The sequence below is a fragment of the Burkholderia pseudomultivorans genome (assembly GCF_902499075.1).
GTDB lineage: Bacteria > Pseudomonadota > Gammaproteobacteria > Burkholderiales > Burkholderiaceae > Burkholderia > Burkholderia pseudomultivorans.
Genome location: NZ_CABVPP010000022.1, coordinates 20,487 through 36,139 on the forward strand (window position 1 = coordinate 20,487; position 15,653 = coordinate 36,139).

Annotated in this window: 12 protein-coding genes; 7 read left to right on the forward strand and 5 right to left on the reverse strand. The window is 68.2% G+C overall.

Going from position 1 to position 15,653, the window contains the following annotated elements; genetic code table 11:
- Window positions 1-82: 82 nt before the first annotated feature.
- The 3 genes from BST28156_RS16475 to BST28156_RS16485 form a co-directional block, all read right to left on the reverse strand.
- The gene (locus tag BST28156_RS16475; protein ID WP_174902775.1) at window positions 83-1,498 is read right to left on the reverse strand and encodes an amidase; all 1,416 of its coding nucleotides are present in this window, start codon (window positions 1,496-1,498) and stop codon (window positions 83-85) included.
- Between the two features lie 100 nt (window positions 1,499-1,598).
- Complete coding sequence (locus BST28156_RS16480; protein ID WP_174902776.1) at window positions 1,599-2,912, reverse strand: MFS transporter; 1,314 nt, start codon at window positions 2,910-2,912, stop codon at window positions 1,599-1,601.
- A gap of 129 nt (window positions 2,913-3,041) precedes the next feature.
- Entirely contained in the window at window positions 3,042-3,530 is a 489-nt protein-coding gene (locus BST28156_RS16485) for a MarR family winged helix-turn-helix transcriptional regulator (RefSeq protein WP_060241944.1), read from the reverse strand.
- 234 nt (window positions 3,531-3,764) lie between these two features.
- On the opposite strand from BST28156_RS16485, the gene BST28156_RS16490 reads away from it, so the two are divergent.
- The gene (locus tag BST28156_RS16490; RefSeq protein ID WP_174902777.1) at window positions 3,765-4,934 is read left to right on the forward strand and encodes an acyltransferase family protein; all 1,170 of its coding nucleotides are present in this window, start codon (window positions 3,765-3,767) and stop codon (window positions 4,932-4,934) included.
- Between the two features lie 66 nt (window positions 4,935-5,000).
- Here the strand turns inward: BST28156_RS16490 and BST28156_RS16495 are convergent, their stop codons facing one another.
- Window positions 5,001-5,228, reverse strand: a complete 228-nt coding sequence (locus BST28156_RS16495) for a hypothetical protein (RefSeq protein WP_174902778.1) — start codon at window positions 5,226-5,228, stop codon at window positions 5,001-5,003.
- 342 nt (window positions 5,229-5,570) lie between these two features.
- Here BST28156_RS16495 and BST28156_RS16500 point away from each other — a divergent pair, with 342 nt between their 5' ends.
- The 6 genes from BST28156_RS16500 to BST28156_RS16525 all read left to right on the forward strand — a co-directional run bounded on the left by BST28156_RS16500 (window position 5,571) and on the right by BST28156_RS16525 (window position 14,107).
- Window positions 5,571-6,473 (forward strand): amidohydrolase family protein, encoded by a 903-nt coding sequence (locus BST28156_RS16500; protein WP_174902779.1) that lies wholly within the window; start codon window positions 5,571-5,573, stop codon window positions 6,471-6,473.
- Between the two features lie 49 nt (window positions 6,474-6,522).
- Window positions 6,523-7,752: an MFS transporter gene (locus BST28156_RS16505; protein ID WP_174902780.1), complete on the forward strand. Its 1,230-nt coding sequence runs from the start codon at window positions 6,523-6,525 to the stop codon at window positions 7,750-7,752.
- A 327-nt stretch (window positions 7,753-8,079) separates the two neighbouring features.
- Window positions 8,080-9,975 carry a protease modulator HflK gene (locus tag BST28156_RS16510; protein ID WP_174902781.1) on the forward strand — a complete coding sequence of 632 codons (1,896 nt, stop codon included), beginning with the start codon at window positions 8,080-8,082 and terminating at the stop codon, window positions 9,973-9,975.
- 93 nt (window positions 9,976-10,068) lie between these two features.
- Entirely contained in the window at window positions 10,069-11,106 is a 1,038-nt protein-coding gene (gene hflC, locus BST28156_RS16515) for a protease modulator HflC (RefSeq protein ID WP_174902782.1), read from the forward strand.
- A complete protein-coding gene (locus tag BST28156_RS16520; protein WP_059518456.1) occupies window positions 11,103-12,146 on the forward strand; it encodes an SPFH domain-containing protein in 1,044 nt (347 codons plus the stop codon). The genes hflC and BST28156_RS16520 overlap by 4 nt, the downstream gene beginning before the upstream one ends.
- Entirely contained in the window at window positions 12,143-14,107 is a 1,965-nt protein-coding gene (locus tag BST28156_RS16525; protein ID WP_174902783.1) for a heavy metal translocating P-type ATPase, read from the forward strand. The genes BST28156_RS16520 and BST28156_RS16525 overlap by 4 nt, the downstream gene beginning before the upstream one ends.
- Before the next feature lie 577 nt (window positions 14,108-14,684).
- Here BST28156_RS16525 and BST28156_RS16530 read toward each other — a convergent pair.
- Window positions 14,685-15,647 carry a VOC family protein gene (locus tag BST28156_RS16530; RefSeq protein ID WP_174902784.1) on the reverse strand — a complete coding sequence of 321 codons (963 nt, stop codon included), beginning with the start codon at window positions 15,645-15,647 and terminating at the stop codon, window positions 14,685-14,687.
- Window positions 15,648-15,653: the final 6 nt, after the last annotated feature.

Consider the following 15,653-nt stretch of genomic DNA (forward strand, 5'->3'; position numbering starts at 1 on the left):
CGGTCGAGCCGCGGCCGGATAGCGCGGATGTCGTCGTCGACGCGAGCGCGCAACGACGACGTCGCGCCGCCGCAGCCGGCGCCTACACGGTCGAACGCGCCGCGGCGGGTTCGGGCCACGCACGCCGGACCGGACACATGTCCTCCCAGCGCTGCGCGAGTTGCAGCACGCCGTGATCGTCGAATCGCCGTCCGGCGATCTGCATGCCGATCGGCAAACCGTCGGCCGTATAGCCGCAGTTGATCGACGCGGCCGGCTGCTCGGAAACATTGAAGACGATCGTGAACACGACCTGCTCGATCGGATGCAGCCCGTCGAGATCCAGATGCGTGGCCTCGGCGTCGAACGGCGGCTGCGGGAAAGTCGGCGACAGCACGTAGTCGAAGTCGCGCGTCGCGGCCACCGTTCGTTCGCGCAGCGCGAGCATCTTCGCGTACGCATCGTAGATTTCGTCGCCCGTTGCGCCCGCATCGGCCAGCGCGCGGCGACGCACGAATTCGGCAACCTTCGCGCGCCGCACCTCGGGCAATGCGGCCAGCGTGCCGCGCAGGCGCGCGCCCCAGAAGCGCGCGACGGCGAGCAGCGTGCCGGGCGAAATCCACGGCCGCATCGGAACGACGGTCGCGCCGGCCGCCTCGAACGCCGCCGCTGCCCGCTCGATCGACGCGCGCACGTCGGGCGCGACGCGCACGCCGTTGCCGGGTTCGAGCCACAGGCCGATGCGCAAACCCTTCACGTCGCGCGCGAGGTTCAGCCAGTCGACCGGCTGGTACGGCAGGCTCATGTGATCGCGTGCGTCCGGCAGCGCGATCGTCTGCATCGCCAGCGCCGCATCGCGCACGGTGCGCGTCAGCGGTCCCGTCACGCGGCTCGGGTACGGCATGTCGACCGGTACACGGCCGAAGCTCGGCTTGAAGCCGAATACGCCGCAGAATGCGGCGGGAATTCGCACCGAGCCGCCGATGTCGGTGCCCAGGTGCAGCGGCCCGTAACCTGCTGCGGCCGCCGCGCCCGCGCCCGAACTCGATCCGCCGGTATTGCGGCGCAGGTCCCACGGATTGCGCGTGAGCGGATGAAAGCTCGATGCCGCAGCGCCGAGCAAGCCGAAATCCGGCATCGTCGTCTTGCTGACGAATACCGCGCCGGCTTCACGCAGGCGCGCCGCGGGCGGCGAGTCCTCCGCGGCGGGAACCAGTTCGGTCGCGGCACAGCCGAGCGGCACCGGCACGCCGCGCGTCGCGATGTTCTCTTTCAGCGTGACCGGCACGCCGTCGAGCGGGCCAGCGGGCTCGCCGCGCAGCCAGCGCGCCTCCGATGCGCGCGCCATCGCGAGCGCACGGTCGGCATCGAGCGCATAGGTCGCGCGGATCAGCGGTTCCCAGTCGGCGATGCGCGCCAATACCGCCTGCGTGACCTCGACCGGCGAAAGCGCCTTGCGGCGATAGCCGTCGATCAAGCTCGCGGCGCTGAGTTCGTTAAGCGATTCAGTCGTATCCATGATGATCCAGAGAGCGCCCGAACGGCGCGGATTGCACGAGAAAACCGGTACGGCGTTCGTCACGCGGATCGTGTAACGACACCGCGCGCTCGGCGCACGCTTACGCGGCCGCGCCGGATGGCGGACGAGCCGCGTCGGCGCTTTCCAGTCCTGCGAGACGCCGCTTCGAGCGGGCCGGATCGAGCAGCGCGAAGCCGAGCACGGCCGCCACCAGCAACGCGGTGCCGATCCCGCCATACACGAACGCGAACGCGCCGGAATCGCGACTCAGGCCGCCCATCGCATCCATCACGCCGCCGAGCAGGAACGGCCCGAGCACGCCGGCCGTCGACGCCACCGACACCGCCACCGCGATCACCGTGCCGCGCTGCGACTCCGGCGTCATCTCGGCGACGATCTGCGGCCCGAATGCGTTGACCTGCATCACGAACGCGCCGCCGATCGTCAGCCACGCGACCTTCGTGACCGGTGCCGCATGCGTCAGCAGCACCAGATACGCGATCGCACCGACCACGCAGCACAGGCTGCAGAAGATGCCGCGCGCGACGCGCGTCGTCACGCCGCGACCGATCATCGACTGCGACAGCGCATTGACCGCGAGCCCGAGCGGCACCTGCGCGGCGACCTGGATCGCGAAGATCCAGCCGATCTCCTTCGTGCCGAACCCGAGCACCGAGTTCAGGTAGACGGGCCCCCAGGTCAGGCCGATGGCCGCGATCAGCGCCGCGAGAAACCATTGCACCGTCACGACGACGACGGTCGGATCGAGCAGCAGACGACGATAGGGCAGCACGCCGGCGTGCCCGGCCGCGTCGGCGGCGGAACGGTCGCGCCGGTCGCCGCGCCCTTCCTCGCCCCACAGCAGCCACATCGCCGCCCAGATCAGCCCGACGACGCCGAGCGCGACGAACGACGTGCGCCACGAATAGCGCTCCATCAGCGCGGTCAGCGCCGGCGCGGCCACCACCACGCCGAGCGGCGCGCCGGTCTGGACGATCGACGTCGGCACGCTGCGCTTGTGATCGTCGAACCATTTGTAGACCGCATGCAGCGCGACCGGGTAAGCCGGCCCCTCGCCCGCACCGAGCAGCACGCGGCAGACGAGCAGCGTGCCGAAACCCACCGGCGTCGCCATCGGAAACTGGGCGGCCGCCCAGATCAGCGCGAGCAGCAGCAGGATCCACCTGGCCTTGACGTAGCGCGTCAGCACGCCGCCCGTCACGCCCGCCACCGAGTACAGCAGATAGAACGCGCTGCCGAGCAGGCCGAACTGCGTCGGACTGAGCTGCAGGTCGCGCATCATCGGCAGCGCGACGAAGCCGAGCACCGACTTGTCCGCGTAATTGATCATCATGAACAGAAACAGCAGACCGACGATGCGCCAGCCGCGTCTTGCTTGCGATTTTTCCGACATGGGGTCCCCTGCTGGGTCGAGGCGCGCGACGTGCAGTGCACGCCGCTCTCACATGACGCACTCCTAACTTGTTTATCGGCTGCGGCGCGCCCGGCCGGAAACGTACCGGCTTAACTGGCGCGCCACCTGTCAGGCGACGCGCTTCGGCGGATTCGCCGCTTGCTTCTGTTTCGCGAGATGGTCGATGAGGCCGGCAGTCAGCTTGTCGACGACGCTATTGAACACGCGCAGTTCGTCGGGAGGCAGCGCGTTCAGCATCGCTTGTTCGAGCACGTTGCCGCGCTCGTAGGTCCGCTTGACGAGATCGTCGCCTTCGGGTGTCAGGAACAGGTTGATCTGGCGGGCGTCGACGCGGCCGACTTCGCGGCGCACGAAGCCGCGCTTGACCATCGCGCTGACGATCTTCGACACGAGCGTCTTTTCGAGCATCGTCAGTTCGATCAGCCGCGTCAGCGTCAGCCCCGGTTCGAGCGCGACCAGCCGCACGATGCGCAGGTCGCGCACCGACACGCCGAATTCGCTTTCGTACACCTGCGTGCCGGCCTCCTTCGTCAGTTCACTGAGCCGGTCGATACGAAACGTCAGGTATTCGAGGATCGGGTGGTCGGGCTTGGACATGGCTGACCTCGTCGGGCGTTGAGCGTGAAACAGATTCTGTTCGCAATAGTTGCAAATTTCAACTAAGAAGAACTACCTAGGCGGGCCGCGCTCGACCGGCGTCGGCCGCTTACTGTGTGCTGGAGCACATCGTGCGGGTGCGCGATCCGGTAATAAGTAGGCAGCGCCATGGCGGCGATATATCGCCTCGGACGCGCCCGACCACTCCATTTCCCCCGGATTCACCCAGCGCCAATGACGAACCGCCACCCGAAATACGAAGTGCTCGACGGCCTGCGCGGCATCGCGGCCATCAGCGTGATGGTCATGCACTTTCTGCAGGATCTGAGCGTGCCGGTGCTTCAGAGCGCATACCTGTCGGTCGACATCTTCTTCATCCTGAGCGGCTTCATCCTGACGCACTCGTACGGCGACAAGCTTCACCACGCGCTCGGCATCGGCCGATACCTGAAAATGCGGCTTGTGCGCCTCTACCCGATGATCTTCCTCGGTCTCGTGATCGGCGCAATCAGTCTCCATGCGATGAAGCTCGACGGCACCGCGGCGTTTTCCGTCGGCAACTTCGTGTCGGCCGTCGGCGAGAATTTCCTGCTGCTGCCGTATCTCGGGAACATGAGCGTCGGCAGTTTCGCCAGCACGTCCGCGCTCGGCGTATCGACCCTCGGCGATGCCGGGAATTTCCCGTTGAATCCGCCGGAATGGTCGCTGTTCTTCGAGATGTTTGCCAGCCTGCTGTTCGTCGCGGCGATCCGCTTCGACCACAAGTCGCTGCTGAAGGCCGCCTATGCGAGCCTCGCGCTGTTCGTCGTGTACGGCATGCTGATCGGCATCAACGACGGAAAGCTGACGATCATCGTCAATCAGGGGTGGCGGGCGGACAACTTCGTCGGCGGGTTCTTCCGCGTCACCTACGGATTCCTGATCGGCGTCGCCATCCGGAAGATGCTCGGCTCTGGCGACGCACCGCGCGCGTACTGGATGTCTGGCAGGCTGATCAGGAGCGAGCGGTCGCTGTTCGTCGCGTTCCTGCTGATTACGCTGTTCCCCACTTCGATCAAGGGCACTTACCCGCTCGCGATCCTGATTTTCGTCGCGCCGATGCTGATCTTTCAAGGCGCGAAGCTCCGTCCGGGCGGCGTGCTTTCCGCGCGAATCTGTTCGTTCATCGGCTGGCTGTCGTACCCGCTGTACTGCGTTCACTATCCGGTCGGGCGGCTCGTCTTCACCTATCTGCCGAACAGCGAACGGCATATCGTCGGCGCAGCGGCGCTTGCGTGCTGCCTGTCGATTGCGGTCGCGGCGATTCTCGCGAAGTGCGTCGAAGAACCCGTGCGGCGCTATCTGATGAAACGCTTCGCGGGGGCAGGAAGTCGGCCGGCCGCTGCGCCTGTTCGGGCTGCGTGAACGGCCCGGGAGATTCGCGGCCGACGTCGCGCCTCGCCTCCATCCCGCAGTCGCGCGCCGCGCCCATCACGCCGACGACAGGAAGTCGTTGACGGCGAAGATCGCCGTCGGCCGCTCGGCGCATGCCGGTGCCAGCATCTGAGCGGCGAATTCACGCCCGTACGCAATCAGCTTCGGGCCGGCACTTGCGTTCGGCACGCCCGGCGACCATGATGTCGGCCGGCGGCCCGCACAATCTTCGGAATCGAATTCACTCGCGCGAGCGCACGCAACCGGCACGGCGATCGCGGCCATCGATCGCCGTGCGTCGGCCTCGGAATCGTCAAATCCGGTAACGCGCGCCGCTTCGGTTGCGATCGCATGTTTCCAAAAAGCGAACATCGCGTTATTGATTAATTCGCTGTTTCCGGACGACGGTTCCCGCTAGGCTTCAGGCGATGGAAGGCGTGTTCGCCGTTGCCGACGCCGCGTTGCTCGCACGGACAGCCGCCGCACGCAGAAAAAATGACAGGAGACCCGGCATGGCACGAGGCCGTATCGACGCGACCGACTCCGGCTTCCCGCAGGCCGCCGCCGACGCCATGCCGACCGGCAGACCGCCGGACGCCCCGCCCCCGATCGTTCGAGGAGATCACGATGACTGAATCCGCCCGCTCCGGTGCCGGCTTTCACTGTGCCGCACCTTTGCCCGACGTTGCTCCGCCCGTCTTCGAGATGCCGGTCGGCGCCGTCGACACGCACGCGCACGTGATTGCGACCGGCCCCGACTATCCGCTGGTCGAGCAGCGCAGCTACACGCCGCCGCCGGCGTCGGAGCAGCAGTACCTCGCGATGCTCGACGCGGTCGGCTGCACCCACGGCGTGCTGGTCCAGGTCAGCGTGCACGGCACCGACAACCGCTACATGCTGCAGACGCTGCGCCGTCATCCGCAACGTCTGCGCGGCATCGTCGTGGTATCGCCAGAGATCGGCGACCGCGAACTCGAGGCGATGCACGAAGCCGGCGTTCGCGGGCTGCGCATCAACGTGCTGTTCGGCGGCGGCATCGGTTTCGCCGCCATGGAAACGCTCGCGCACCGGATCAAGGATTTCGGCTGGCACATGCAGTTCCTGATGGACGTGAAGACGCTGCCCGAACTGATGCCGCGCATGACGCGGCTGCCGATCACCGGCATCGTCGATCACATGGGCCACACGCCGGTCGACGCCGGACTGGCTTCGCCGGGTTTTGCCGCGCTGCGCGAACTGGTGGTCGGGCATGGCTTCTGGGTCAAGCTGTCCGGCGCTTACCGGATCAGCCGTCGCTTTCCGGCTTTCGACGACGTCGCGCCGTTCGCGCAGGCCCTGATCGCCGATGCGCCCGACCGAATGGTCTGGGGCAGCGACTGGCCGCACGTATCGCTCGAACCGGACCGGATGCCCAATACCGGCGATCTGCGCAACCTGCTCGCCCAGTGGGCGCCCGACGCGGCGATCCGGCGCCGGATCCTCGTCGACAATCCGGCGCGCCTGTACGGTTTCCCGCAAGGCAATCCATGAACCGTGCGGCCCGGCCGCCGAACAGAGCCATGTGACTCAAGGAGACAAGATGAGCTGGTACAGCGAGATGTCCGTCACCGAAAAGCGGACCTTCATTTCCGCGGCGGGCGGCTGGGCGATGGACGCGCTCGATTTCATGGTGTTCACCTTCGTGATCAGCACACTGATCACCCTCTTCAGGATCGACAGCACGCAGGCCGGCATGCTGGCCACCGTCACGCTGCTGTTCTCCGCGATCGGCGGCTGGATCGCCGGCATCCTCGCCGACCGCTACGGCCGCGTACGCATCCTGCAAGCGACGATTCTGTGGTTTTCCGCGTGCACTGTCGCCATCGGCTTCGCGCAGAACTTCGAACAGATCTTCGTCCTGCGCGCGCTGCAAGGACTCGGGTTCGGCGGGGAATGGGCCGTCGGCTCGGTGCTGATGGGCGAAATCGTGCGAACCGAATTCCGCGGACGAGCGGTCGGCACCGTGCAGAGTGCCTGGTCGATCGGCTGGGGAATCGCGGCCATCGTATATACCGTGCTGTTTTCGTGGCTGCCCGAAGACTATGCGTGGCGCGCGCTGTTCTGGGTCGGTGCGCTGCCGGCGCTGCTGGTCCTGTACATGCGCCGCGGCGTGCCGGAACCCGAGGTATTCCAGCGCACCCGCAAGCAGCAGGATGCGAGCGACGAGCGCACGTCCATGTGGGCGATCTTCTCGCCGTCGCTACTCAGGACGACGGTGCTGACCGCGTTGCTGTGTACCGGCGTGCAGGGCGGCTACTACGCGGTGACCACGTGGCTGCCGACGTTCCTGAAAACCGAGCGTCATCTGTCGGTGGTCGGCACCGGCGGCTATCTGCTGGTCATCATTCTCGGCTCGTTCGCCGGCTATCTCACCGGTGCATGGCTGACCGACCGCGCCGGCCGCCGCGCGAACCTGCTGATCTTCGCGATGCTGTCGGGCATCAGCATCTACGCGTATACGCAGCTGCGGCTCACCAACGACCAGATGCTGATCCTCGGATTCCCGCTCGGCTTCGCGGCGTCGGGGATCTTCAGCGGGATGGGCGCCTACCTGACCGAACTGTTTCCGTCGGCGGTGCGAGCCAACGGGCAAGGCTTCGCGTACAACTTCGGGCGCGGCCTCGGCGCACTGTTTCCGAGCCTCGTCGGGTATCTCGCGCACGGATACGGGCTCGGCATGGCGATCGGGATGTTCGCGGGCGGTGCTTATCTGGTGGTGCTGATCACCGCGCTGCTGTTGCCGGAAACGAAGGGGCGCGAAATCAGTTGACTGTTGTGGAGGACAGGGCCGGGGAGATCGCCACGACAGGCGACGCACCATCCCCGCCCTTGCACGACGTTTTGCTTTCCGGTATCGGCGCCGGAAGCCGATTCAAACTCTGGATCGCTGCCAACGGTGCATCAGCCAGAACACGAAGCCGGCCACCGCCCCGAGGTCTCGAGTCATGGCTGCTCGGCAGCCGCTTCCTGAACCACATGTTCGTCCTCGCTCCCGCTGACGCACCTTGAGTTTCACCGCCCGCCGCGCTACATTGCCGCTCGCAGAATTTCGCGCAGACACCTGCGCACCCTGTAACGCGTACGTAAGGAACCCCCGATGGGGCAACAGGCGGAAGGCAGCGAGAACAATCCCGACAGCCCGGCCGGCCGCGACGCCCTCGTGCCGGTTGCATGGGCCGCCGCATTGCTGGTCGCCGGGCTCGGCACGCTGAGCGCGGTCGACATCCTGCCTGTCGATCTGCGCTGGTGCGCGCCGCTCGCAAGCGCGTGGTGCAACGTGCTCGTCGTCGCGATCGGCGTGCTGCTCGCCGCTCGCCCGCGCCGCCGCCCGCCGGACGGATTCACCGCCGCCCTGCTCGTCGACGCGCTGCGCGATGCGTTCCGCCGCAAGCCGGAGGCGGAACATCACGACCACCCGTGGCCGGCAATCGTCGCCGCAATCGACTGGCGGCCGTGGGCCGTCACGGCAAGCGCCGTGCTCTCCGTCGCGATTGCCGCACTCGCCTGGCAGGCGCCGCCGCCCGCCACGCTGATCCGCGCGACGGCCGCCCCCGAACCGACGCTCGCGGCCGGCGCGGCGTGTATCGTCCTCGCCTTTCTCACGCTCGTCGCCGAACGCCATCATGCGGCGGCGGCCAACGCTTCGCCGGTTTCCGCATCGCTCATGCAGGTGCTGCGCGTGGCGCTCGTCACCGCGCTCGCGGGCGCGCTAGCCGCGGCATGGTTCGCGTTCCAGCACCGCGCGGCGGACTGGCTCGTGCACGGCGTTGCGCTGCTCAACGCCGGCGTCGCCGCCGAGCTGGCCATCCGCGGCGTGCTGTCGTGGTTTGCGGTGCTGCGCGGCGCCATCGTGCCGACCAGTGCGATCGCCGGCCTGCTGAGCCGGCGCCCGTCGCCGTTCGCGTCGCTCGGCGCGGAACTGCGTCACCGTTACGGCATCGACCTGCGGCAAAGCTGGGGCTGGCGCAGCTTCGTGCGGCTGCTGCCCGGCGCGCTCGGCGCCACCGTCGCATGCGCGTGGCTGCTCACCGCCATGGTCGTGCTGAACCCGGAGCAACGCGCGGTCTACGAGCGCTTCGGCGCACCCGTCGCGGTCTGGCAGCCCGGCCTGCATGTCGGGCTGCCCTGGCCGTTCGGCCGCGCGCGCATCGTCGACAACGGCGCCGTGCACCAGGTCGCGATCGCGGGCAGCGCGACCGACGGCAGCGCCGATACGCCCGCCGTGCCGGCCGACGGCCCGACGCCCGAACGCCTGAACCGCCTGTGGGATGCACCGCATCCGTGGGAAACCACCCAGGTAATCGCCGGCGCGAACGGCGATCGCCAGAACTTCCAGATCGTCAACGCCGACGTGCGGGTCGACTACCGCCTCGGCCCGACCGACGCCGACGCCCGTGCGGCGCTCTATCGCACGATCGACCCGGAAAGCACGGTACGCATGAGCGCCAGTCGCGAACTGGTGCACTACCTCGCGTCGCATACGCTCGAATCGCTGCTCGAGACGAATCAGGCCGCGATGGCCGATCATCTGAAACGCGCAATCCAGCAGCAGCTCGACCGGCTGCAGAGCGGCGTCGACGTGATCGCGGTCGTGATCGAGAGCGTGCACCCGCCGACAGGCGCGGCGGCGGCCTTTCACGACGTACAGGCGGCGCAGATCCGCGCGCAGGGCAGCGTCGCGCAGGCGCGCGGATTCGCGGCCGGCCTGCTCGGCAACGCGCAGCAGCAGGCGCTCGCACGCATCGCGCAGGCCGAAGCGCAGGCGGGCGACACGCTGTCGTCGGCACGCGTGCAGCGCATCGATTTCGATGCCGACCTGATCGCATACCGGCTCGGCGGCCCCGCGTTTCCGTTCGAGTATTACCTCGACAGATTGCAGCGCGGCCTGCGCAATGCACGCATGACGATCATCGACGATCGTCTCGCCGACGGCACGCGGGCGACCGTCGACCTTCGCAACACACCGGCCGGCGACCTGGCCGGTATCCATTGACATGTCGCGGCAATTTCCGCGCGGGCGGCACGAGTCGGCGGCCGGCCGTGCCGCCGCACCACACGCGCGCGACGCCGCATCCGGGGTGACATCGTGAGTCTGTTTCATTCGCACGCGCATGATCATGCGCACCACGGCCATGGCCACCACCATCACGCGCCGCACGGCGCATCGCCGCCGCCCGGTGCGCTTCGCCTGCGCATCGCCGTCGCGCTGCTGTGCGTGCTGGTCGCGCTCGCGGTCGCGAGCTTCGTGCAGGTGCGCGCCGGCGAGGCATCGGTGATCACGCGCTTCGGGCGCCCCGTGCGCGTGCTGCTCGAACCGGGGCTGGCGTGGCGCCTGCCCGCGCCGATCGATGCGGTCACGCCCGTCGACCTGCGCCTGCATACGACGTCGAGCGGCCTGCAGGACGTCGGCACCCGCGACGGACTGCGCATCATCGTCGAGGCCTATGTCGCATGGCGCGTGCCGGCCGATGCGCGCGACATCGGGCGTTTCATGCGCGCAGTCGGCAACGAACCGGACGAAGCGGCGCGCCAGATCCGCTCGCTGGTCGGCTCCGCGCTGCAGACGACGTCGGCCGGATACGACCTCGCGTCGCTCGTGAACACCGATCCGGCGCAGGTGAAGATCGGCGAATTCGAAGACACGCTGCGCCGGCAGATCGACGCGCAGCTCTATGCGGCCTATGGCGTGCGCGTTGCGCAGGTCGGGCTCGAGCGGCTCACGCTGCCGGCCGTCACGCTTGCCGCGACCGTCGACCGGATGAGCGCGGAACGCGAGACCGTGGCCGCGCAGCGCACCGCGGACGGCAATCGCGAGGCCGCGCAGATCCGCTCCGACGCCGAGCGCGACGCCCGCATCGCGCTTGCCGATGCGAACGTGAAAGCGGCCGACATCGAGGCACAATCGCGCAAGGATGCGGCCGACATCTATGGCAAGAGTTATGCGGGCAACCCGCATCTGTACACGATGCTGCGTTCGCTCGACACGCTGAACGCGGTAGTCGGCAGCAATACGAACCTGATCCTGCGCACCGATGCCGCGCCGTTCCGCGTGCTCGTGCAGGGGCCGGCCGACGCGTCTGGCCCGGCCGGGCCGGCATCGAAAGTGCACAAGGCCGCACGATGAACGCCCCGTCCGCACCGCCGCTCGGGCCCGGTGCGCAGGCTGTGCGCCTGTCGTTCTGGTTCGTCGCAGCGCTCGCAGTGCTCGCCGCCTGTGCATGGGCCGGCTCGAACATCCGGCGGATTCCGGCGGACAGCCGTGCGGTCGTGATGCGCTTCGGCGCGTTCGTGCGCACGCAGGACGCCGGGCTCGTGATCGCGTGGCCGCAGCCGTTCGAGTCGGTGCTGCTCGTGCCGGGCGCGGCGCGCGTGCTCGAGCAGAAAATCCGGTCGCTCGACCGCGATCCGCGGGCGCTCGTACCGCCCGCGTCGAGCCTCGCGCGGCTGCCCGACGCGCTCGCCGGCTCCGGCTACGTGCTGACCGGCGACGGCGGCGCCGTTGCGTTGAACGCGGTGCTCTACTACCGCGTCAGCGATCCGTACGCGTATGTGCTGCAGCGGGACCGCCTCGACGCCGCGCTCGAGCGAATCGTGTCCGCGTCGGCCGTCGAGGTCGCGGCAACGCGCGATCTCGACGCGATCCTGGTCGCGCGCCCCGAACAGCTGGCCGCCGACCGGCAGATGGCCGCGCGTCGCGAACGGCTGCGCGGCGATCTCGCCGACGCGATCGCGCGGCACCTGCGCGCGCTCGACGCGGCGCACACGGGGCTCGGCATCGAAGTCGCACGCGTCGACGTGCAGCCCGCGTTTCCCGGTGCGGCGGCCGACGCGTTCAACTCGGTACTGACGTCGCTGCAGCTCGCCGAGCGCACCATCGCCGAAGCGCGCACCGCGGCCGAACAGCGGCGGCAGGATGCGCAGCAGGACGCCGACCGGATCGTCCAGGACGCGCGGGCACGCGCGGCCGAACGCGTCGCGGCGGCGCAGACCAGCACGCTGGAAATCCGCCAGTTCGAAGCGACGCTGCGCGATAACGCCGATCCGGGCCTACCGGCCCGGCTCTATCGCGATCGCATGCAACGCATCCTGTCGAAGGCCGGCCGCGTGACGACGATCGATCCGCGCGATACCTCGAACCTGATCCTGCCCGGGAACGCCCATTGAATCCGCTCGCCGAACCGGCCACGAGGCCGGACACCACGACCGCTCCCGCCAGCGCGGCTGCGGCCGCCGCGACGATCTACGCGCTGTCCACCGACGAGCGGCGCACGATCACGCGGCAGATCGCGCTGGCGCTGCTCGCGGGCGGCCTGCTGGTGCTGTCTTTCGCGTGGCGCACGCTGTCGGCCGGCGGCGAAACGCTCGCGCAAATGCTCGCTGCGCTCGCATCGCTGATCGTCGCGGGGCCCGTCTTTGCGAGCGCGTGGCACAGCCTGCGCGCACCGAGCCTGCATGGCGTGACCGACCGCCTGATCGCACTCGCGATGCTGGCCGCGTGGGCGATCGGCGACATGACCACGGCCGCGCTGCTGCCGATCGTGATGACGTTCGGACACGCGCTCGAAGAGCGCAGCGTGCTCGGCTCGCAGGAAGCGATCCGTGCGCTCGGCCGGCTGACGGCCGGCCGCGTACGCCGCATCGGCACGGACGGCAGCATCGCCGAAGTCGCTTACGACGCGCTCCGCGCCGGCGACCGGATCGAAGTGGTGGCCGGTGCGCGCATTCCGGTCGACGGCATCGTGTATGCCGGCGCGTCGAGCGTCGACAACGGCCCGATCACCGGCGAGTCCGTGCCGCTCGACGTCGACGAAGGCAGTGCCGTCTACGGCGGTGCGCTGAACCTCGACGGCGTGCTGCGCATCGAGGTCACGCATACCGGCGAGGATTCGACGCTCGGCAAGATCATCGCGCTGATGCAGCACGCGGAACAGGCGAAGCCGCCCGTCACGCAGGTGCTCGAGCGGCACATGGGCGCCTATCTCGCGCTGGTGCTGCTGATCGCGGCGATCGTCTGGTTCACGTCCGCGAACGCGTCGGCGATGCTCGCGGTCATCGTGGCCGCATGCCCGTGTGCGCTGGTGCTCGCGGCACCGTCTACGGCGATCGCCGGCATCGCGGTCGGCGCGCGGCACGGCATCCTGTTTCGCAATGCCGCGTTCCTCGACAAGATCGCCGAGGTCGACTCGCTCGTGATCGACAAGACGGGCACGCTCACGCGCGGTGAATTGCAGATCCGGCAGGTGTGGCTGCAGCCCGGCGTCGACGGTGCACGGGCACGCGTGCTGGCCGCGCGGCTCGGCGAGAGCAGCGCGCACCCGGCGAGCCGTGCGCTCGTGCGCGATGCCATCGCGTCCGGTCTTGCAGGCGCCGCCATCGAGCCGTTCGAACGGACCCGTGAATTACGCGGGCTCGGCGTCGTCGCCGAGACGCCGGACGGCACCGCGGTACTGGGCCGGCCGGCACTGCTCGCCGAGCATGCCGATGCATTGCCGCCGCCTCCCGACGATTTCGACGGGCCGCTGGTCGGCCTCGTGCTCGACGGCCGGCTGCTCGCGTGGTTCGGCTTCGCCGATACGCTGCGGCCCGACGCACACGATGCGCTCGTCGAGTTGCGTGCACTGGGCGTCGCGCGACAGACGCTGCTGACGGGCGACCTCGAGCGCGTCGCGCGCAAGGTCGCGGCCGAGACCGGCATCGACACGGTGATCGCGCAGGCCTTGCCGCACGACAAGCTCGACTACGTGATGCGCGAGATCGGCGCCGGCCTGCATCCGCTCGTCGTCGGCGACGGGCTGAACGACTTGCTGGCGATCAAGGCCGGCTCGACCAGCATCGCGATGGGCGAGCATGGCGTCGATATCGCGGTCGCGTCGGCCGACGTCGTGCTGCTGGGCGACGAACTGCGGCGCATTCCGACCTGCATCCGGCTCGGCCGGCGCTGCCGACGCACGGCGACGATCAATGCGGCGATCGGGCTCGCGTGGACGCTCGCCGTGATCGCGCTGGCCGCGACCGGCGTGCTCGGCGCGGTGTGGGCCGCGATCCTGCACAACGTCGGCACGTTCGTCGTGATTGCGAACGCCGGCCGGCTGCTGAGGATCGACGAGGTGGGTCGCGGGGGGTGAGTGGAGAAGCTGGAGAGTTCGCGGGTGTAGATGGACGCTGACGTGCGACAAACAGCTGAGATCTTGTATCCGAGAACTTCGAAACTTCACACCACCGGATCCGATCGACGTCACTGGTCAGCAAAAAGCTAGGTAGTCAACGGAATGCGAGCAACGCTTCCCGCCTGTCGGCAACAACGCAGCAGCACCTACGTCGCCTTCTTCGTCGGCTTCTACCGAGGATCGAAACGCGTGCCGACCGAAGATAATGCGTGCACGCAAAAATGGCAGAAGAATTTCGTAGCCGAGAACGGTCCCGATGCGATCATCCGGTCCGACATGGCATGGGAATGGGTTGACAGCTGCCGGGCCGGGAAGCAACCATCGTAGACCTTGATTTCGATGGATCTGCTGGATGTCACCCGCAGATCCATCGCCTCTTTTTTACTTTTCACGTGCAATCGCAACGTAAACACACCGCTTTTCGGTTCAAAGAAATTGAAAAAATGCAGTAAACACTATCATCGACTAGTCCGGGCCTGTTAGGAGTAGCGTGTTCGCGCACGCCTGCGCAAGCCGGCCGCATGCGGTAGGACGATCAGCCGGCTTCGGTATTCTCAAAAAAGTAGCCTGGCACGTCGGGGCCCCAGAGGTACAGCGAGTCCTCTGGCGGGTGATCGCCCGCCGGCCAATCGACGCCCGCGCCAACATAGTCGATGTCGGCTGAATACTCCCAGAACGAGCCCCACGGGTCGCGCACGTACTGGAAGTAATTCGAGCCCAGCACGTGCCGCCCGACACCCCAGCCTTCCACGTAACCAGCCCTCTGCATCTGCATCTTGCCGAGCCCGACGTCGTCGACGGCCGGCACGTCCCATGCGCTGTGATGCCAGCCTTTCGCGGTGCCCTGCGCGAACGCGATCAGATGATGGTCGCTGCCGTGGCGTGCATGCAGGAACGCGACGATGCCCGCGGCGCCGTCCGACAGGCGCAGGCCGAGCGCCGCTTCATAGAACGCGATCGCGCGACCGATGTCCGGCGTGAACATCAGTACGTGCGACAGCCGCGCCGGATGCACGATCGGGGCGTCGCCGCGAAACAGTGCGCCGCGCTGCGGGCGGATGCCGCCCGTGCGCGGCGGCGCCGGTTTGCATCCGGGTGTCGTCTTCGCGCCGGTGCTCAGGTGCAACAGGTTGCCGTCCAAATCCTCGAACCAGAAGCCGTCGACCGGCGCATGCCCTTGCGGTGCAGCAGCCGCGCGCCCGCCCGCGCCGAGAATCTGAGCGCGCAGCGGCGCGAAATCGTCGGCGAAGCAATTCAGCGACAGGTACGCCAGCCGCTTGCGCGGGCCCTCGCGCAGCGTCGCCCATATATGGCCGCCAGGTTCGGTGCGCAGCCGCAGTTCGTGTCCGGCCTCCTCGATATCGAAGCCGAACGCCGTCAAGAAGCGACGGGCGTCCGCGAGCCCCGGCACGTCGAGTGCGAAATGGTCGATGCTGTGGATTCCGACCGGGGCCCGCTTGAGGTTTGCACCGGTCGTTGTGGTCGTCGCAGTCGTCATGCCGGT

Coding starts and splice junctions, on each gene's coding strand:
- BST28156_RS16510 (WP_174902781.1), top strand. CDS start 8,080: ATGGGGCAACAGGCGGAAGGCAGCGAGAACAATCCCGACAGCCCGGCC.
- BST28156_RS16495 (WP_174902778.1), bottom strand. CDS start 5,228: ATGGCCGCGATCGCCGTGCCGGTTGCGTGCGCTCGCGCGAGTGAATTC.
- BST28156_RS16490 (WP_174902777.1), top strand. CDS start 3,765: ATGACGAACCGCCACCCGAAATACGAAGTGCTCGACGGCCTGCGCGGC.
- BST28156_RS16485 (WP_060241944.1), bottom strand. CDS start 3,530: ATGTCCAAGCCCGACCACCCGATCCTCGAATACCTGACGTTTCGTATC.
- BST28156_RS16505 (WP_174902780.1), top strand. CDS start 6,523: ATGAGCTGGTACAGCGAGATGTCCGTCACCGAAAAGCGGACCTTCATT.
- BST28156_RS16475 (WP_174902775.1), bottom strand. CDS start 1,498: ATGGATACGACTGAATCGCTTAACGAACTCAGCGCCGCGAGCTTGATC.
- BST28156_RS16530 (WP_174902784.1), bottom strand. CDS start 15,647: ATGACGACTGCGACGACCACAACGACCGGTGCAAACCTCAAGCGGGCC.
- BST28156_RS16480 (WP_174902776.1), bottom strand. CDS start 2,912: ATGTCGGAAAAATCGCAAGCAAGACGCGGCTGGCGCATCGTCGGTCTG.
- BST28156_RS16500 (WP_174902779.1), top strand. CDS start 5,571: ATGACTGAATCCGCCCGCTCCGGTGCCGGCTTTCACTGTGCCGCACCT.
- BST28156_RS16520 (WP_059518456.1), top strand. CDS start 11,103: ATGAACGCCCCGTCCGCACCGCCGCTCGGGCCCGGTGCGCAGGCTGTG.